The sequence below is a fragment of the Massilia sp. S19_KUP03_FR1 genome (assembly GCF_036688685.1).
GTDB lineage: Bacteria > Pseudomonadota > Gammaproteobacteria > Burkholderiales > Burkholderiaceae_D > JALYUM01.
Window position 1 is genome coordinate 181,659 of sequence record NZ_JAQQPS010000006.1, and the last position, 18,761, is coordinate 200,419.

The 18,761-nt window shown below is 64.0% G+C and carries 15 protein-coding genes; 5 read left to right on the forward strand and 10 right to left on the reverse strand.

The window, feature by feature from the left end:
• Positions 1 to 10 precede the first annotated feature (10 nt).
• From V6M87_RS08680 to V6M87_RS08700, 5 genes are read right to left on the reverse strand one after another with little or no spacing between them, the layout of a single operon-like run.
• Positions 11 to 1,456 (reverse strand): glycosyltransferase family 4 protein, encoded by a 1,446-nt coding sequence (locus V6M87_RS08680; RefSeq protein ID WP_332876215.1) that lies wholly within the window; start codon positions 1,454 to 1,456, stop codon positions 11 to 13.
• The gene (locus tag V6M87_RS08685) at positions 1,453 to 4,677 is read right to left on the reverse strand and encodes a glycosyltransferase (RefSeq protein ID WP_332876216.1); all 3,225 of its coding nucleotides are present in this window, start codon (positions 4,675 to 4,677) and stop codon (positions 1,453 to 1,455) included. Before V6M87_RS08685 ends, V6M87_RS08680 begins: the two co-directional genes overlap by 4 nt.
• Positions 4,677 to 6,137: an FkbM family methyltransferase gene (locus tag V6M87_RS08690; protein WP_332876217.1), complete on the reverse strand. Its 1,461-nt coding sequence runs from the start codon at positions 6,135 to 6,137 to the stop codon at positions 4,677 to 4,679. The genes V6M87_RS08685 and V6M87_RS08690 overlap by 1 nt, the downstream gene beginning before the upstream one ends.
• On the reverse strand, positions 6,134 to 7,384 hold the full coding sequence (locus tag V6M87_RS08695) for an ABC transporter ATP-binding protein (RefSeq protein WP_332876218.1): 1,251 nt from the start codon (positions 7,382 to 7,384) through the stop codon (positions 6,134 to 6,136). Before V6M87_RS08695 ends, V6M87_RS08690 begins: the two co-directional genes overlap by 4 nt.
• Positions 7,381 to 8,304 carry an ABC transporter permease gene (locus tag V6M87_RS08700; protein ID WP_332876219.1) on the reverse strand — a complete coding sequence of 308 codons (924 nt, stop codon included), beginning with the start codon at positions 8,302 to 8,304 and terminating at the stop codon, positions 7,381 to 7,383. Before V6M87_RS08700 ends, V6M87_RS08695 begins: the two co-directional genes overlap by 4 nt.
• A gap of 226 nt (positions 8,305 to 8,530) precedes the next feature.
• Between V6M87_RS08700 and V6M87_RS08705 the strand changes: the two genes are divergently transcribed.
• From V6M87_RS08705 to V6M87_RS08715, 3 genes are all read left to right on the forward strand, one after another.
• The gene (locus V6M87_RS08705; RefSeq protein WP_332876220.1) at positions 8,531 to 10,855 is read left to right on the forward strand and encodes a glycosyltransferase family 4 protein; all 2,325 of its coding nucleotides are present in this window, start codon (positions 8,531 to 8,533) and stop codon (positions 10,853 to 10,855) included.
• Positions 10,856 to 11,143: 288 nt separating this feature from the next.
• On the forward strand, positions 11,144 to 12,154 hold the full coding sequence (locus V6M87_RS08710; RefSeq protein ID WP_332876221.1) for a glycosyltransferase family 2 protein: 1,011 nt from the start codon (positions 11,144 to 11,146) through the stop codon (positions 12,152 to 12,154).
• Positions 12,151 to 12,531 (forward strand): GtrA family protein, encoded by a 381-nt coding sequence (locus V6M87_RS08715; protein ID WP_332876222.1) that lies wholly within the window; start codon positions 12,151 to 12,153, stop codon positions 12,529 to 12,531. The genes V6M87_RS08710 and V6M87_RS08715 overlap by 4 nt, the downstream gene beginning before the upstream one ends.
• A gap of 49 nt (positions 12,532 to 12,580) precedes the next feature.
• Here V6M87_RS08715 and V6M87_RS08720 read toward each other — a convergent pair whose 3' ends face one another.
• Positions 12,581 to 14,119 (reverse strand): DEAD/DEAH box helicase, encoded by a 1,539-nt coding sequence (locus tag V6M87_RS08720; RefSeq protein ID WP_332876223.1) that lies wholly within the window; start codon positions 14,117 to 14,119, stop codon positions 12,581 to 12,583.
• A gap of 384 nt (positions 14,120 to 14,503) precedes the next feature.
• On the opposite strand from V6M87_RS08720, the gene V6M87_RS08725 reads away from it, so the two are divergent.
• Positions 14,504 to 15,205: an EF-hand domain-containing protein gene (locus tag V6M87_RS08725; protein ID WP_332876224.1), complete on the forward strand. Its 702-nt coding sequence runs from the start codon at positions 14,504 to 14,506 to the stop codon at positions 15,203 to 15,205.
• Positions 15,206 to 15,233: 28 nt separating this feature from the next.
• On the opposite strand, the gene V6M87_RS08730 is transcribed toward V6M87_RS08725, so the two are convergent.
• From V6M87_RS08730 to V6M87_RS08745, 4 genes are all read right to left on the reverse strand, one after another.
• Positions 15,234 to 16,010, reverse strand: a complete 777-nt coding sequence (locus V6M87_RS08730) for a hypothetical protein (RefSeq protein ID WP_332876225.1) — start codon at positions 16,008 to 16,010, stop codon at positions 15,234 to 15,236.
• A gap of 127 nt (positions 16,011 to 16,137) precedes the next feature.
• Positions 16,138 to 16,755, reverse strand: a complete 618-nt coding sequence (locus tag V6M87_RS08735; protein WP_332876226.1) for an LON peptidase substrate-binding domain-containing protein — start codon at positions 16,753 to 16,755, stop codon at positions 16,138 to 16,140.
• Positions 16,756 to 16,815: 60 nt separating this feature from the next.
• A complete protein-coding gene (locus tag V6M87_RS08740; protein WP_332876227.1) occupies positions 16,816 to 17,187 on the reverse strand; it encodes a cupredoxin domain-containing protein in 372 nt (123 codons plus the stop codon).
• 50 nt (positions 17,188 to 17,237) lie between these two features.
• The gene (locus V6M87_RS08745; RefSeq protein ID WP_332876228.1) at positions 17,238 to 17,684 is read right to left on the reverse strand and encodes a glycine zipper 2TM domain-containing protein; all 447 of its coding nucleotides are present in this window, start codon (positions 17,682 to 17,684) and stop codon (positions 17,238 to 17,240) included.
• 446 nt (positions 17,685 to 18,130) lie between these two features.
• Between V6M87_RS08745 and V6M87_RS08750 the strand changes: the two genes are divergently transcribed.
• A complete protein-coding gene (locus V6M87_RS08750; RefSeq protein ID WP_332876229.1) occupies positions 18,131 to 18,673 on the forward strand; it encodes a RidA family protein in 543 nt (180 codons plus the stop codon).
• Positions 18,674 to 18,761: the final 88 nt, after the last annotated feature.

Sequence of the window (18,761 nt, forward strand, 5' to 3'; positions counted from 1 at the left end):
CAGCGCCGGATTAGCGGCCCGGTCCGGCTTGTGCGCGCTGCTGCAAGGCCTCGGCCGCAGCGACCAGCGTGGCGCCGGTCGCATGCCAGCTCGGCGCCCGATACTGATCGCGGATGGCGGCGCTGCGCTGCGCCACCGCGTCGGGGTTGGCGATATACCACTGCAGGCGCTCGGCCCAGCGCGGTACATCCCATGGATCGATGTATTCGACCAGGTCGCCCCCCACTTCGGGCAGCGACGCCGCATTCGAGACCAGGCAGAATTTACCGTAAGCGAGGCTTTCCGCCACCGGCAAACCCCAGCCTTCATACAGCGATGGGTAGACCGTGAAATAGGCGTGCCGGTACAACAGCGCCAGGTCGCCATCGGACACATGGTTCAGAATGCGCAGGCATGACCGGATCCTCGGGTCACGTGCCAGGTCGGCCATCAGCTCGGCCTGGCCCCAGCCCGCCATGCCGACAAAGACCAGCACCGGCAAGTCCTGCACGCCGGCATCGACCAGGCGGGTATAGGCGCGGTAGACGGTTTCGTGGTTCTTGCGCCGCTCGATGGTCGAGACGAACAGGATATATTGCTGGCCGAGCAATTCGGCGACCGCGGGCGCCACCGGCGCCTGTGCCGGCGCCACCGGCCCGATCTCGCAGCCCAGGCGTACCAGGCTCAGCTCCGGTAGCGCTACCTGGCATTCCTCCAGATAGGCGCGCAGATCCTGGCGCGAATACGCCGAGATGCACACCACCTCGTCGGCGCAGCGGGCGACATCGAGGAAATAGCCGGGAAACTTGCGCGCCACGTCGGCAACGCAGAGATGCGGAAGGCGAATCGGGATGATGTCGTAGCACATCAACAGGATGTGCAGGTCGAGCGCTTGCCGCAATGTATACAGGTAGGGCAAATCCTTCTGGTCCCAGTCGAGTCCCAGAGACACCACCACGTCACCACGCCCGAACAACAAATCAGGCTTGACCAGCGCCGGCGCTGGTGCCGCAGCAGGTGCGCTTGCCGGCAGCGGTGGCCGGCCACGCACGAACAGCATGGCGGCACTGCCCACGGCCCGGAGCGACGCGCGCAGCGCGCGCGCGCCATCCATGCGCACGCGCGCAAATTGCAGCAGCGGTTGCTGCAATTCGCGCGGCAAGCGGGCGACGGCGCGCAGCACGTTGCCACGCCAGCCTGGTTGCGGCGCCATCTGCTCTGGCGCCGGCAGGCCAGCCGCCGCGGCCGCAAGACTGGCAGGATGCACGCCGCCGGCGTCGATGCGTTCGAGTGCGAACTGGAGTTCCTCCGGCCCCACCTCGAAGTAGGCCTTGTAAGCCAGGTCGAAGCGGCAGAAACGGATGGCACCGTCGCGCCGGGCCAGGAACTGGCGTGCAGTTTCGGCCTCGACGCGCACGATGCCCAGCGCCGGCCGGTGCCAGCCGCGCACCGTGGTGACATCGAGCCAGATGGTCATGGCTGCAGCGTGCCGCTGTCGAGCAGCTCACGCACCGCTTGCGGGACGCCGGCCAGGCATGCCTCCCAGGTCAGACTGTGGCGCAGTGGCGACGGCACCGCGCTGTGAGCAGGCGCTTGCAGTGCCGCCTTGATCGCCTGCTGGAACGCTTCCTGGGTTTCGGCCACCGTGACTTCGGGCAGGTCGGCAAAATGTTCGAAACCACGCAGCGCAGTGCGGGTACAAATCACCGGCCGTGCGGAATACAGGGCCTCGGCGGTCTTGATGTTGGAGCCGCCCCCCGCGCCGATCGGCAGCAGGAAGACATGGGCCAGCGACTTGACCGCGGCCAGGTCGGCGTCGTCGAGCACGCCCAGGATCTGCAGGCGCGACATGTTGAAAGCGCCCAGCGGCGATTTGCGCAGCGCCCGCTCCAGGTGCGGTCCGACGCCGCCGGCCACGACCAGCTTCGAGTCTTTCGGGATGCAGGCCAGAGAATCGCCGATCGCGTCGAGGAAGCCGGTAAAGTTGGGCGGATGGGCGCTGGCAATGAAGATCGGCCATGGCCTGGACGGCAAGCGCTTGCGCCACTTGTCGAGGTGGGCCGGATCCGCACGCCATGGGCTGATGCCGTTCGGCGCGTGCAGCGCGCGCAGCGCACCGTATTCACGCAACACGGCAGCGTCATCGACCGTGACACCCAGCGACAGCACTGCCTCGCGGGTCAGGTCGCGCTCGATGGCGTCCATGTCTGCGACCATCTGGTCGATCAGCGAGTCACTGAACTGGCCAGCCAGCATGGCCCGTTTCATGGGCGCTTCAATATTGTTGGTGCTGTTGACCAGCAAGGCGCCGCGGCATTGCGCAGACTGGCGGCGCAGCGCCGCGGCCAGCGGGTACAGCCATGGCTGTTCGAGCTGGATCACATCGACCGGACCGGGCAACTGATCGATCACCTGGCGCAGGATGCGTTCGTGCGAGACAGAAAACGGCCCCATCAAAAAATCCGACAGGATCGGCATCGGCGTGTTCAGGTAGTTCCTGTATGGGCTGTCGGCCGGAAAGGCCACATCGAAGCGGCCAAGATCGGCCGCCTCGTAGGCTTCGGCCTGGTAAAACGCCACGCTGTGCACCTCGAAGCCGGCGCTCTTGTACGCCCGCGCCATTGCAGCGGCACGCAGCTGGCCACCATGGCGCGGGCGCCGGATCGGAAATGGCACCAGCAACAACACCCGCGGAGGGCGCGGCACGGGTGCAGCCGGCGCCACCAGATGCGCGGCGGCGCCGGGCAGCGCCAGCGTCACCTGCATCAACTGGTGCGCACTCTCCGCCCACGTCAGCCGTGGCAGAGCGCTAGACGATGGCACGGCTTGATCGGCCAGCAGCGCCAGCCAGTGCGTCAGTGCAGCGGCCAGATCGGCTGGCGCGAAACCGGAAAAATAATGCAGGTGCTCGCCACCGACTTCGCGAAATACCGGCAAATCGCGCGCGATGACCGGCACCTGGCGCCGCGCCGCCTCGATCAGCGGCAATCCAAAACCCTCGCCGGCAGAGGCGGCAATGAGTCCGTCGGCAGCGCCATACACCAGCTGCAGGTATTCGTCGCTGATGCCTTCCAGCCAGAACAGGCGCCGGCCGGCCTCGGGGTGGCGCCGCAGGCGCCGCACCAGCGCGTCGACCATCCAGCCCTCCTTGCCGACGATGACGAGATTGGCCTCGGTGCCATCGCGCCAGAGTTGCTCGAATGCAGACACGGTCTGCTCATGATGCTTGCGTGGCTCGACCGTCCCGACCATCAGCAGTGTCGGCCGCTGCGCCAGTTGCGCCAGCACCTGCGCGGCGTCGGCGGGCAGACCCGACGACGGAACCGAATTGTCCACATCGGAACCCAGATGAAACCAGCCGACCTGGCGCGGCACCAGGCTGGCCGGAAGATGTTGGCTTTGCCAGTCGAGCAGTTCGCGTGCAACCGCGCGCGAAATGCAGAGCGCCCCATCGAAGGCGCTGATACAGCGCAGCCACTCGGCATGGCTGGCGTCGGTATTTGGCGGAAAGTGCTGCGGCATCAACACCGGCAGCAAGTCGTACACCACCATGCAGACGCGCACGCCATCAAGCCGCAATGACTGAAGAAAGGGCATGACGTCGGGCAAAATGTGGGGCAGCAGGTCGAGTCCCAGAAACACGTCGCCGCGCTGGTGATCGATGGGCGCATCAGGAGCGCGCGCGGCGGTGCCGAGCAACGTTGCCGTGTACGCGTGCGCGTAGCGATACATGCCGTCGCGGGCGTTGCCGTACACGGCGCAGACCTCGTATCCGGCCGGGGGCGTGCGCAACAGTTCGCGCAGGATGCTGCGGGTAACCCGCTGCACGCCGGTGCGCGCGTCGCGCTGCACCAGTTCGGAAATGTCGACGAACAGCTGACGTGGCGCGGACGCGTCCGGAAACCGGCTAAGCGTCTGCGCCCAGTGCGCGGCCTCTGCTGCGTCGCCGGCGGCCACCATGGCAATGCGTGCGCGCCCGACCAGGCGCGCCAGCAATTGCGCCGCAGAGTGGCCCGGTGGCACGCCGGCCGGCAGCATCACCCCGGCGCAGGCCGCCAGCGCCTGCTGCGCCATGCGATCCCATCCGTGACCGGACTGCGGCTGTCCCGGATCGCGTTGCAGTGCAGTGACCTCGACACCGAGCAAGGCGCGCGCTTCCTGCACCGGACCGGCGTCGAGCGCGAGTACCAGCGCCGCGCGTTCCAGCTGAGCCAGCTGTTCGAGATAAAAATCGGACAAGCCGGGCACCGCGCCCAGGAGTGCGGGATCGCGCAGGGGGCGCAGGTCGTGCAGCACGACCACGACCGGCTGCGCCATGACGAAGCTGCCGATACTGGTCACGGCGTCATCGGCGAAGCCTTCGAACATGTTCGCCAACAGCACCACATCCGGCGCCTGCGCCGCCAGGAAGGCCTCACGCACGTCAGCGGCCATGGCACGGCGATGGCTGCGCCCGTTGCGCTGCGCGACCCCCTCCATGCCGGGCCAGACGCGCACATTTTGCGCTGGCAGCAAGCCGTCGAAGGCGGCGCGCAGGCCGTCGATGGTATGCGGAAAAGCGCCATTTAACGCAATGATGACCTCGTCGTCGCTGCCGCGCTGACGGGCCAGCGCTTGCGCCAGGGCGAGCGCGTGGCGGCCAGCCTGATGAAAACGGTGCTCGGTCTGGGCAGCCTGGAGGTCGATCACAATACGCATTATGGGACTTTCGCGTCGAAAACTTTCTGCATATCAGCCAGGATCGCCGCGGCACGAGGCGACAATTCGCGCGCGCGCCGTTGCGGCAAGCTTGCCGGACCATGTTCGGCCGATGCACTGCCCGGCGCCCCGCCCTGCGTGCCCGCCGCGCCACCGCCCGGGGTGCCGAGCAAGCGGCGCGCGCGCGGTGCCAGTCCGGGCACCAGCCGCAGCACGGCAAGGCCCGCGGATTTCACCAGCGGCTGGCGCACGGCAACACGCAGTACCCTGCGCACAAAACCCTTGAGCGCGGAGGCCTTGAGCACGGAGTCCTTGCGCGGCGCCTTGGCCCGCACGTGGGGAGGCGACTGGCTCAATTCCTCGGTTTTGGCTTTGCAGGCAGCGAGCTGACCTTCCATCCAGGTAATGTGCGCAAGCAGGCGTGCTTCCTCGTGCACAGCATCGTCATGATTTCGCCGCAACAACTCGATCTCCAGCGCCGACTCGCGCTGTTTTCCTTCGGCTTCGACCAAGTCCTGTCCAATGCTGCTGATGTCGCGCCATGCAGAATCGAGTTCACTACGGGCATTGTCGCGTTCGGCGATTGCCGTGTTGCGTTCGTCCCGCGCAAGGTCGCGTTCCTGGACGGCAGTCTCCCGCTCGGCCACATCGCTGGCGCGCTGGGCCGCAGCACGCTCGTGCAAGGCAGCAAGCTCGGCCTGGGCGGCACGCTGCATGACATCGCGCTCGAGGTCGTGGGCAATCATCACGCCACGGCATAATTCCGAGCTGGCCAGGCCGCTCAGGCGAACTGCATCAAAAACATTCGGCGGACTGGTAAATGCCGCCAGCAATTCTGCATGCTCGTTGGCGACATAGAACCGGTTCAGTCCATCGAACCAGGCAAACGTATAATTTGCCGTGAGCAAAATCGGATCCCAGCCCGCGAAATCGGTTTCGGCACTCGCGGGGACGGTCGCCTCGATGACCATGATCCACGGCCGCAACAACTGGCTATCCCAGCCCCGCAATACCTGTTCTTCAAAACCTTCCACGTCGATCTTCAGCCAGTGGACGTCCTTGCCTTCGAGATTGCGCAACGCCGAGCGCAAGGTCAGCACCGGCACCGTGACCGTGCTGTGCGCGGCGCTGTGCTGCTGCTGGTGGAGCGCTGAGTAGCGATCGACCGCGGTGCTCAGGCCGGTATCGGCGAACACATTCAGTTCCAGCACGCCTTCGGTCTGTGCCAGCGCGACCTGGAGCACCGTTTCACCCGGCCGGTCGGCGCGCAGCAGACTGGCATACTCGGCCACCGGCTCGATGTGGATGCCGCGCCAGCCGTGTTCATAAAATGCCTTGCTGACCGAGTCGACCACTGGATGCTGGGCGCCCACGTCGACGTAGGTGCCGTTCGGAATATGCTTGAGCGCGCGCCAAAGCATGACGTCTTCAAAATTCTGGGCGTACGAAACAAAACTCATGCTGCTGCTCCACCGGGATGCCGGGTAATGTCGAACTGCGCATCGAGCGCATTGGTGCCAAGGAAGAAATCGCGGGTCGTGTTGAGTACGTCGAAGACCAGCAAATTGTCGATCCATTCATAGTTGTCGCTCAAGTGCGTGTCACCGCTGACCAGCGCCGGCGACACGGAGTACGAGCCCGGACCGAGCGTGCAGATGAAGCGCAAGTCGTAGACCACCTGCTCGCCCGGCGTCACGCCTTCCTGGATCTGGTGGGTATGCCAGGTATTGCTTCCCCACACCACGTGGCCTTGCTTGTCTCGAATCATGTATCCCAGCACCAGCTGGGGCGTGGCTTGATGCACGGTCGCGACCAGCCGCAGGCGCAAGGCCTGGCCAACTTGCGCCAGGGCAATCTCGGCGCCGGTGACGTCATCATACAGGCGCAAGGTATCGACCCGCACTTCGCCGGTCCCGCTCCTGGTCAGCATCCAGCCGTTGCTGGCGCGACGCTGCTCCACCGACAACTGGGCATTTTCTTTCTGGGCAATCAGGGCATTGTAGAAATCGACGATCTCGTCAGGCAAACCGTCCTTCAGGATGCGGCCATTGTCGATCAGGATCACGCGATCGCACAGGGTGCGGATGTCGGTCGGGCTATGGCTGACGAACATGATCGACACGCCGTCTTCCTTGAACTGGCGGATCCGGTCGAAGCTCTTGTGCTGAAAATAGCTGTCGCCGACAGACAGGGCTTCATCGACGATCAGCAGGTCGGGCCGGAACGCTGTTGCTACGCTGAAGGCTACGCGCATCTGCATGCCGCTCGAGTAGGTGCGTACCGGCTGGTCGAAGTATTCGCCGACCTCGGCAAATGCTTCGATTTCCGGCATGACGCGCTCGATTTCGGCGCGTCCATATCCCATCAGGCCGGCCGAATGGAAGGCGTTTTGACGACCGGTCATGTCGGGCGTAAATCCCATGCCGAGTTCAAGGATGGCCGAGACGCGGCCACGCATGTGCACCGCGCCCTCGGTGGCCTGTACCGTACCGGTGATGAGCTTGAGCAAGGTGCTCTTGCCGGCGCCATTCTGGCCAATGATACCCACCGCTTCGCCGGGACCGACGGAAAAGCTGATGTCGCGCAGCACCCAATGTTCTTCCAGCGGCGCGACGGACGGCGAAAACCAGGAACGGAAGCGGCGTAGTTCACCGCCCCATTGGCGGTATGACTTGCCCAGTTTGCTCACCTGCAGTTCACCGCTCATAATTGATCGACCATTTCCGGGCTTGCCTTGCGAAATAAAATAAGCGAAAACGCCGACAGCAGGACGCCGACCAGCAGGGTACCCCCAAGCGCGGCCCAGTCCGGCGCGCGATTGTAGAGCAGGACATCCTGGTATCCGGTGATGATCGGGATGAGGATATTAAATTTCATCCAGACGCGGTACTGTTCAGGAATGATATGCACCATGTAGACCACCGGCGTAAACCAGTAGACGAACTGCATCACCACGGGCACCACTTGGCCAATGTCGCGCATGAACACGTTCAGCACGCCCACGGTCAGGCCAAAGCCGATGGCCAGGATGATGGTGGTGAGCATCAATGCCGGCAGATACAACAGGGCCAGGCCGGGCATATGGCCGAGCAATCCGAAAATGACGAGGATGGCGACGAACAGCAGAATATTGTTGACCAGCGCGCTGCCGATCACGATCAGGGGCAAGGCGATTTTGGGAAATGCAAGCTTCTTGAGGATGTTGCCGTTGTCGATGAACAGGGTCAGGCAGCGATTCACAATTTCGGCAAACAGCGTCCAGCCCAGCGTGCCGGACATCAGGTAAATCGCATACCCGTAACGGTTGTCGATGCCTTCGAGCTTGGCAGAGAGCACCGCCGAGAGCACGAACGCAAAAATGACGACCTGGGCCAGGGGATTGAGAATCATCCAGAGCCCTCCCAGGCGGCTGCGGATGAACTTCGCGCGCAATTCAGTGTGGACCGACGAGAGAATGAAAAATCGGAAGCGCCAAGCGCTCAAAAGCATGCCAAACATGTTCACATTTCTTTCATAAACGTCGTACTGGCGTCCACCGTGCAGACGCAGGTCGTCGGGCACCACAAACGTTGATAGTCGCACAACACACCGCCCAGTGCGGCCGGGGCAAGGCACCATCCGGCGCATTTTTATTACATCGACAACTTGTTATTATCGTGCGCCGCCAAGGCGACGGATTATACATTGCCGCTCAGTTCGAAGGGTATCGCGCCCGGGCCTGCAACTTGCCGATGCTATAATCTTGCATGGATCGAACGCGCGATTTACGCGGTGCGCAACGGTCCCGATGCGCTCCCTTTCACTGCCAATATCCAGCCGCAGCAGCGCCATTTGGCTATACCAGAAATCGACAATGCGTATTCTGATCGACTTGCAGGGCGCTCAATCCGAAAGCCGTTTCCGCGGGATCGGCCGCTATTCCCTCGCACTCGCACTGGGCGTTGCGCGCAATGCCGGCGAACATGAAATCTGGATCGTCCTCAATGGCGGGCTGCCGGGTTCGATTGCCGACCTGCGCGCGGCCTTTGACCCACTGGTGCCACCGGAACGCATCCGCGTATTCGACATTGCCGCACCAAGCGCCGAAATCGATCCTGCCAACAGCGTGCGCTGCCGCGCGTCGGAACTGCTGCGAGAACACTTTATCGAGCAACTGGCGCCGGACGCCGTGCTCGTCACCAGCCTGTTCGAAGGTTACATCGACGATGCCGTGGTCTCGGCCGGCAGGTTTGCCGGTGCCGCGCACACTGCCGTGGTGCTGTATGACCTGATTCCTTTTCTGAATCCCGCCGCCTACCTCGGTACGCCGGCCCAGCGCGACCACTACGCCGGCAAGATCGCATCGCTCAAGCGTGCCGGCCTGTTACTCGCCATTTCCGATTACACCCGCCAGGAAGCGATCGGGGCGCTCGGACTGGCCCCGGAGCGCGTCGTTGCCATTTCGACGGCGGTGGATGACAGCTTTATCCCGGCCGCGCCTGGCCCGGATCTGGCGCCACTGCTTGCGCGCCTGGGCATTACGCGGCCATCGATTCTGTATGCGCCGGGCGGCTTCGACAGCCGTAAAAACCTGGATGGCCTGATCATTGCCTACAGCTTGCTGACGCCAGAATTGCGGGCCTGCCACCAGCTGGTCATCGTCAGCCGACTGGGCAGCCACGACGCCCAGGTTCTGCGCAAACTGGCAAACAAACATGGCCTGCAGCCGGATGAACTGATCCTCACCGGCTATGTCAGCGATGTCGACCTGATCGCGCTGTATCGCTCGACCGCGTTGTTTGTGTTCCCGTCAAAGCATGAAGGCTTCGGCTTGCCGGCGCTGGAAGCGATGTCTTGTGGCGCGCTTGTGATCGGCGGCGACAACACCAGCATTCCCGAGGTGATTGGTTGCCGCGAAGCGCTATTCAATGCAGCGTCGCCAGCATCGATTGCGGCCAAGATCATCGACGTGCTGGAACAGCCCGTCCTGCGCGAACGGTTGCGCGAACACGGGCGCCAGCAAGTGGCAAAGTTTTCGTGGGATGCAACGGCATGCAAGGCCTTGCGTGCCATCGAGGCACATGCCGCCCGCGCCGAGGTGGCGCCGCGGGCACGGCGCCACCTCGGCGTGGTCGCAGCGCCGTCCGGCAGCCGCTTCTGGCAGCTGGCGCCGGCCTTGCTGGACGCGTTCGATGTCGCATTTATTTTACCGATCGGCGACAGCGCGGTAGCGCCAGAGCTGGCAGGCTACACCTTCCATCCGCCGGCCTGGTTACTGGAGCATGGCCACAGCCTCGACCAGCTCATCTATGTGTTCGACCGGCACACGCCGCAGGAAGTGGCCGGCGCCCTGTTCCAGCGCATGCCCGGCATCGTGCTGCTTGACGGGTTCAGCGCGATCGCCGCGCCAGGCCAGCCCGGCACCGCACAAGGTCAATTCCGTGCCCACGGCTATCGTGCGCTCGCCGGCGCCGCGTCGCGCAACCCAATCGACGATCCCGACAAGCTGGCACTGCTCGCCACTGCCACCCAGGTCATCACGACGTCGCAGGAAATGTATGCCCAGGCGCTGCACGCGTACGGCGCCGCCGCGGTACATGATTGGGAAGTCTTGCCGGCGGACCAAGGCGCGTCTGCACTGATCGTCGCACTCGATCGCGCCGACGAGCGCGCCCGCCATGGCCGGCGCGCGTTGCTGCACGCACTGGCAGACGTGCCTGGCCTGGAAGCCGATCCGGCCGCCTTGTCCGACATCGCGCTGGCGCTGGCGCGCACGCCCGCGGCCATGCATCAGCGCCAGCTGATGATCGATCTGAGCGCGTGCCGTACAGACAGTGCACCGCCCGGACTGCAAGCCTGGTTGCTGGCGCTGATCGCGCACAGCGGTGCCGGTATCCGGGTCGAGCCGGTGTTCCTGGAACAGGACAGTGAAGGCGGCCAGCTGCGCTATGCACGCACGTTGACGACAGCGCTGCTGGCGCCAGGCGTGGCAGCGCCGGCCGCCGACGCACTGGTGGACTGGGCGGCAGGGGATGTGTTGTTAGATCCGCTGCCGGACTTGCACACCGGCGCTGACGGCGATCTGCGTGCACAGTGGCATGCATTTTTGCGTGGTCGCGGTGTGCGCGTTGACAACACCGTCGGATTCACGGCGCGCGATCCGGCCCAGCTTCTGGCCTGGTTCTCCGGACCAGCTTGACCCCACCAAGCGTTAGGGAGTGCCCGATTTTTGCGCGGCCGCCGGACAGGGCCGCGCTTTTCTGCTGCGCTGCCTCCGCTCGCAAGACCTGCGGTTTGCCGGCACTCAGTTAAAATGTTGGCTGAGTAAAATTTTTTTCGGTCACTATCGTCTAAATAATTCCGGTCACACCGATGTTCTGACCAGAAAGGCGCGCGCTGTCCTGCCATGAATCGGACATGCACCGCCTTGTGCGGCCCGGACCGGGCTGTCAAACCGGCGCCACACCTACCATCCAGGAGCTTGAGCATGCCAACCCAACACGCCGATCCGGCGCCGATCTCTACTGTTCGACCTGGCCGCTTCGGTTCGCTTGACGTGGTGGTCATCCTGCCTTGTTACAACGAGGAGGCCGCCATCGCGACCGTCGTCGCCGATTTCCGTAAGGCTCTGCCGGAAGCGCGCATTTATGTCTACGATAATAACTCGAAGGACCGCACGGCGGCGGTGGCCGCCGCAGCGGGCGCCATCGTCCGGACCGAAACGCTGCAAGGCAAAGGCAATGTGGTGCGGCGCATGTTTGCCGATATCGACGCCGATATTTACCTGATGTGTGACGGTGATATTACCTACGACGCGGCCAGCGCGCCCGCACTCGTGGACAAGCTCATCAACGAAAACCTCGACATGGTCGTCGGCTGCCGCGTCGACCAGGAAGTGGCCGCCTACCGCGCGGGCCACCGTTTCGGCAATGCCCTGTTCACCGGCTTCGTCGCGAACCTGTTCGGCAACCGCTTCACCGATATTCTGTCCGGCTACCGCGTCTTCTCGCGCCGCTACGTGAAATCGTTCCCGGCGCTGTCAAACGGTTTCGAGATCGAGACGGAGTTGACCGTGCACGCGCTGCAACTGCGCATGCCGATCGGCGAAATGAATACGCCATACGGTGCGCGCGTGGAAGGCTCGACCAGCAAACTGTCGACTTACCGCGATGGCTACCGCATCATGATCATGATCCTCAAGCTGTTCAAGAACGAACGCCCACTGGTATTCTTCGGCCTGATTTTTGCCACCTTCGCCCTGCTGTCGGTAGGCTTGTCGGTGCCCTTGATCATCACCTACCTGCACACCGGACTGGTGCCGCGCCTGCCCACTGCCGTGCTGGCCACCAGCACCATGCTGCTTGGCTTTTTGTCCATGACCTGTGGCCTCATTCTCGACACCGTCACGCACGGCCGCCGCGAGATCAAGCGCCTCGCTTACTTGACAGTGTCGTCCACCAGCGCACAAGTCGAGCGCAACGGCAACGCACGACCTTGAACCAGTTTCAGCGGTTTTTATCGGTGGGTGCGCTCGGCTTCGTCGTCGACTTCTCGATCCTCTACCTGGCCGTCAATGTGGGCGGCCTCGGCCCGGTCGGTGGGCGCGTGCTGTCGTTCCTGATCGCCGCCAGCGTGACCTGGAAGGCCAACCGACATTTCACATTTGCCGCATCGCAGGCCGACGCCACGCGGCAATGGATACGTTATCTCTGCACGACGGCGATCGGCGGCGCCATCAACATCGGCATCTACCGGCTCTGGCTGATGTTCACAGCGCATGACAACCTGAACCTGTTTGCCGCGGTCGTGGCCGGATCGGCAGTGGCGCTGATCTTCAACTTCGGGCTGTCCAAGTACGTCGTGTTCAAACGCTGAGCACATGCCTGGCGCATGCGGCCGCGCCGCGACGGCCTACCGAAACAAATCAGGTGAGCGATTTCGGTTGTCCGCCAAGCAGCACGGCAACCTGGTGCCGCGCTGTTTTTGGCGCGGCCGAACCTGGCAAGGACGCGACCGCAGTCGGTGCGACCGCGGGCTCATAGGGTTTCAGGAACCACGGGTCGACTTTCTCGCGGCGCGGAAACGGTGCGCTGGAACGCGCATAGCGATCAGGGCGCTCGCTGCTGTCGGTGCGCTCCGGGCGCGCAGCACGCTCGGCAGGTCGATCGCTGCCCTCGCCCTCGGGCCGGCGCGGGCGCGCTGCGACCGAGCGCTCGCCCGTATCGCGCGGCGGACGCGCCGCTGCGGCCGGCTGGAACCCCGTCAATTCACCGCGCGTGATGGTCTGCTTGATGAGTTTTTCGATATCCACCAGCAGGCGCTCGTCTTTATCCGAATACACAGATAAGGCATCGCCCGAGGCACCGGCGCGGCCGGTGCGGCCAATCCGGTGCACATAGTCTTCGGCGTTGTAGGGCAAATCGTAATTGATCACGCACGGCAGGTCGGTAATGTCGAGCCCGCGCGCGGCCACATCGGTGGCCACCAGCACTTCGATTTCGCCGCGCTTGAAGGCGTCCAGCGCCGCCATGCGCTCCTGCTGCGTTTTGTCGCCGTGAATCGCCGACGCCTTGATGCCGCTCTGCTCGAGGAAGCGCGACAGTTTCGAGGCGCCGATCTTGGTGTTCGAAAAGACGATGACCTGCTTCAAGCCGCGCTGGCGAATCAGGTGCTCGACAACGGCATCTTTCTGGCTGTCGGCAATTTTATAGACGATCTGCGTGACCTTGTCGGCGGTGGCATTGCTGCGCGCCACTTCAATGGTCACCGGGTCGTTCAGGAAGGTGGCGGCCAGGCGCTTGATTTCCGGCGAGAAGGTGGCCGAGAACATCAAGTTCTGGCGCTGCTTCGGCAGCATATTGATGATGCGTTGCAAATCTGGCAAGAACCCCATATCGAGCATGCGGTCGGCTTCGTCCATGACCAGCATCTGCACCTGGCCCAGGCTGACGTTTTTCTGTTCGACGTGGTCGAGCAGGCGGCCTGGCGTGGCAATGACGATCTCGATGCCGCCGCGCAGCAGCACGGTTTGCGGCTTCATGTCCATGCCGCCGAACACGACGGTCGTGCGCAGCGGCGTGTGTTTCGCGTAGGCCTTGACGTTTTCGGCCACCTGCACCGCCAGCTCGCGCGTGGGCGTGAGGATCAGCGCGCGCACCGGGTGGCGCGCCGGCGACATGCTGGCGCTGGCGTGCTCCAGCAGCAACTGGATAATCGGCAGCGAGAAGCCGGCTGTTTTGCCGGTGCCAGTCTGCGCGGCGCCCATGACATCGCGGCCTTGCAGCACGATCGGAATGGCTTGTTCCTGGATCGGGGTCGGATGCACATAACCCTGGTCGGTCAGCGCGCGCAGGATTTCCGGCGCCAGGCCGAAATCGGCAAAGCGCACGGGCGCCGCAGCGGACGCCACCTCGGCGGCAACGGTGGCAGCGCCGGTATCGGGTTGGATCGGTGTTTCTGACATGGTTGCCTTCCGGGCGAATGATGGGGTTCAGCGCTACAGCCGGGCGCGCGGCCAGCCCCGCCGATAGAGGCGAAACGGAACGCGAATGTGACGGGGACCGAGCCGCCGCCAGGGCAAGGCCCGCGGCCGGCTCATTGCCTGGCGTCGCAAAAAAAAGCGGACGCACGGACGTAGACGCACTAATAGTCCATGAAGGTTACCCTAAATCGATGCCCCTGTATATGGCGGACGTGTTTCAGCCGAACGGCGCTGCCATCCGGAGCGCCTGTTGCGCAAGAAAATCTCACGCTTGCCGTCGCTTTACACGGCTTTACATCTGGCACCCTGTTGCTGTCCGGTATCTCGCCGATAACAGTACCAGACCCCACTGCAAAGGAACACATCATGGTTGCATCGATTAGCAGCAGCACCGTCAGCAATTGGTCGGATTCGCTGTTCAACAAGCTCGATACGAAGAAACAAGGCTACGTCGACCAGTCCGACCTGGCGGCCGCGCTCGGCACCGACGAAACCGGCTCGACCACCAACAGCGACGACGCCGCCACCATGCTCAAGCAGTTCGACGGCGATAGCGATGGCAAGATCACCAAGAGCGAACTGTCGAGCGCGATCAGCAAGGTCGCCGATGAACTGAACGCACAGTTCGACAGCAGCCGCGTCGACAAGTCGCAAGTTGCGGCGGCCGGTGCCGCCGGCGTTGCCGACACCGACGACGCCAGCAGCACAGACGAAGACGACAGCACCGTGTCTGCCACGGCTTCGGCCAGTACGGCCAGCAGCACCAAGGCTGCGCCGGCCGCTGGCGGCGGTACGGCAACAGCGGCCAGCAGCACCGAGTCGACCAACAAGTATGTGCAAGCGGCCGACACCGACACCAGCGGCGACGTCAGCGATGACGAAGCAGCGGCCTACAAGAAATTGATGGCCAAGCAAGCGGAGGCCAAGGCCGGTCCGAAGCCAAGCGAAGCGGCCGACAGCGACAAGGACCTGGCGCGCGCGCTGGACATGCTCAAGCAGTATGTCGACAACAGCGGCGCAGCCGGTAGCACCAGCTCCGCCACCAGCACCGTCGATACCAGCGCCTGAGCTGGCACCTGCGCTGGCACCTGAACGATCAGCGCTGCCACCCCAGGCGCAGCGCGATCTGTTCACCGCGGGAGTCGAGCACCCCGCCGACGATGCGCGCGTCGATCGCCTGGACCACTTCGGTCGGCGTGGCGTTAAAAATCAGGCGCGCCGAGCCAGGCGCGCGCTGGGGCGTCTGCACCAGCAGCGCCAGCTGCCAGCGCTTGGCGTTGCGGCACGCCAGGCCGGCGGCCCGGTCCAGTTGAAAGCTGCGGCAATAGTTGCCGTCTTTCGCAACAAAACTCAAGCCCATCCTGACCGGCCCATCCTGGGACAGATTCGCCAACTGTTTCGACAGCGCTGTATCGAGCGCGCCGGATGCGACCAGGGCGCCGTCGATGCCGCCGACCTGGGCCAGCGTGACGGTATCGTCCGACGCCAGCAGCGCGCTCGCGCCCAGCACGCCGCCCAGCGCCAACGCCGCCGTCAGGCTGGCCCAGCGGTGCCAGCGGCGCGGCACGCGCGGTGGCATGACCGGCAACATCTGGCTGGGTAAAGTGGGCAGCGTGTGACGCGCCGCCCGTTCGGCAGCCATGTCGATGACCTTCGGTCTTGCGGCGCCGGCGCCGCCGCCCACGCTGCGCAACAGGGGCGCTTCCTTGGCGCCACCGCCAAATGCACCCACCTGGGCGCGCACCGCCTGGTGGCGCGCCAGGCGCGCGGCCACCTGCGGATCGGCCAACACAGCGCGCGCCACTTCGCTGCGCACGGGCTCGGCCAGTTCGCCGTCGGCGTAGGCGATCAAGACTTCGTCCGAAAAGCTCATGGTGTGGTCCTCGATTGATCGGATGGCGCACGCTGCACAAAACAGCGATTGTCCACGTCAATCCATATAATATCACCGCCCAAGCAGCCCTTGCTCACCGTCGTTCCTGCTAATTCATCAGGCCAGTTCAAGAGGTCAGCATCCCGTGCTCGTCGAGCACATCGTGCAGCAGCTCGAGGCGAATCAGGGGGTTATCGAGCATCAGCATCTGCTGTTTCTGGCTGTCGGGCAAGGGCAGCAATTCGCACCAGCGGTTCGACACCCAACTGCAATCGTCGAGCTGGAACGGCGGCAGCACGGGCCAGCGGTGGCGCGGTACATCGGTGAGCGTCGCCAGCACGCGTTCGAGCGCTTCTGCGGCACCGCGCAATTCGGTCGGGACAGGCACGGCGCGGTCGTGTTCGACCAGTTCCGCTTCGCCCATCCACAAGCCATTCGCGCGCTGCACGGTGGAATGCAGCTCGAAGCGCGCGCCGCCGCGGCACACCACCTGCAGCAGGTTGGCGCTCGAGCCGGTGGTGTCGATCACGGTCGCCAGCGTACCGGCCTCCTCGAACCGCTCGCGCGCCTCGGGCGTGCGGACTTCGCCGCCTTTGGTCAGCAGCACCACGCCAAACGGCGATTCGTCGGCAATGCAGCGCGCAATCATGTCGAGATAGCGGACCTCGAAGATTTGCAGAGGCAGCAAGCCGCCCGGAAACAGGACCGTGCTGAGGGGAAACAGGGGGATGGATATTCTCGCCATGGCGTCGATGATGCCAGAATCGCCGCCCCAATGGCGGCACGATTGCCGCACAAGGGCGGTTCAGGAAGACAAGGGCGCGATGGTGGGGAGGTAGCGCAAGGCGTCAACCAGCCCGGCGAAGCGCCAGCGCAGGCGGTCGAAGCCGGGGTCGGGCGGCACCACCACCTGCACGATCAGCTGCCCAGCTGGATGGTTGCTGCAGGCGAAACCAAATTCTCCCGCCTGCTCGAACGGCAGGCGCACGGCGCGTCCCGGCAACACCCGCAACGGCCCGAAGACCTGCGCCGCCGGGCTGCCGTTATGCAGCACCAGCACGTCCTGCACGCCCAGGGTCAGGCGCAGGACCGACGGGACCACACCAGTACCCAGTTCCAGCAGCTTTTCACGGGTGGTATCACGCAACGGCGACAGGCATGCCCACAGGAACAGCATTAGCAACGCCAGCAGCAACCAGGCCGCCGGCCGGCGCGCCCAGCTGCTGCTTATCGACGCACCAGGCGATCGTTGTCGATGCGCACCTTGGCGCCATTGCGGTAGCTGCCCTGGTTGGTGAACGTGCGGATCGAACCATCGCTCATGCGCACGCGGGTTTCGGTGACCATTTTGGTGTTGCGGCTGCGTTCAATGTTATTGCCCGCGTACCCGCCGGCTGCCGCGCCCGCCACCGTGGCCAGCGTACGGCCATTGCCGCTGCCGACCTGGTTGCCCAGCAAGCCGCCAACCACCGCCCCGCCGACCGCGCCCAGGCCGCTGGCTTTCTGCGCCTGTTCTACCGTGCGGCTCGATACGACGGTGCCGCAATCGCGACAGCCATGGTCGCGCGGCTGCGCCTGGACGGCCATTGGCGCACTGCCCATGGAGGTGACAAAAGCGGCGATCAGCAAAGCGGACTTGCGCGAGGTCGCCTGGAATGGGGTAGCAAATTTCATGTTAGGCCTCTGTTCTTGTATATACCGCAAGGCGGCGAACGACCAGCATAGCCGGAATCGACTTTTCGCGCGGCACGGATCCGTATCAGGTGCAAGGAGTTGTAACAAGAACCACGTTCCGGTTCACCCGCTGCTTTACCTTTGGTTACGCTCCATCTACCTGAAATCGCCATTATGGTGCGGTATTTACACCGCATGGTGCATTTTCGGCATCGGAACGGGCCATGGTGCAGACGCACCATCTGCGCGCCGCGTCCTGTTTGTGACACGCCGATGACATTCCCCCTCGTGAGAACTGGTTTAGACAGATTCATCGACCCTGCCGCCAGCAGCTGTAGGGACACTGGCATACCTCTTGCTTTATAGACATTTGACGGCACCACATCTGAAGGTGCCGTGCGGTGAAGCTCTGTTGTTCCGATCAAGTTCGACTTCAAGGAATCCGTATGCGTATGTCCGCTCTGCTGAAACAGCTCTTCGCAACCGCACTGTTTGCGGCCCCTTTCGTGTCACCTGTGTTGCATGCGCAAGAAATCAGGCGCACCGGTGTGCCAGGCTCCACCTTCCCGATCTCCCTCACCGTCGCCGTGCCTGCCAACACGCGCCTGGTGTTTGTCAGCGGCACGCTGGCCGACGTGGCCAATCCGGACGCCCCGAAAGGGTCGATCGAAGCGTATGGCAACACCCAGACCCAGACCACGTCGATCCTGCAAAAGATCGACAAGCTGCTGGCCGCCGAGGGCATGAGCCTGGCCGATGTCGTGAAGGTCAACGTGTTCATGGTGGGCGACCCGAAACTGGACGGCAAGATGGATTTCGCCGGCCTGAACGCGGCCTATGGCCAGTTCTTCGGTAGCAGCGCACAACCGAACAAGGCGGTCCGCACCGCCCTGCAGGTGGCCGGACTGCCGATGCCCGGCGGGCTGATCGAGATCGAGGCGACTGCGGCCAAGGTCATGGCGCCTGCGCCAAAAACGCCTAAAAAATAAAGGCTGGCCGGTGTAAGCCGGCGTTTCACACAACGAGAAGACCAACCCGCCCAGCGTGGCGGGAGGAACCGCTGCATCCAAAATTTAA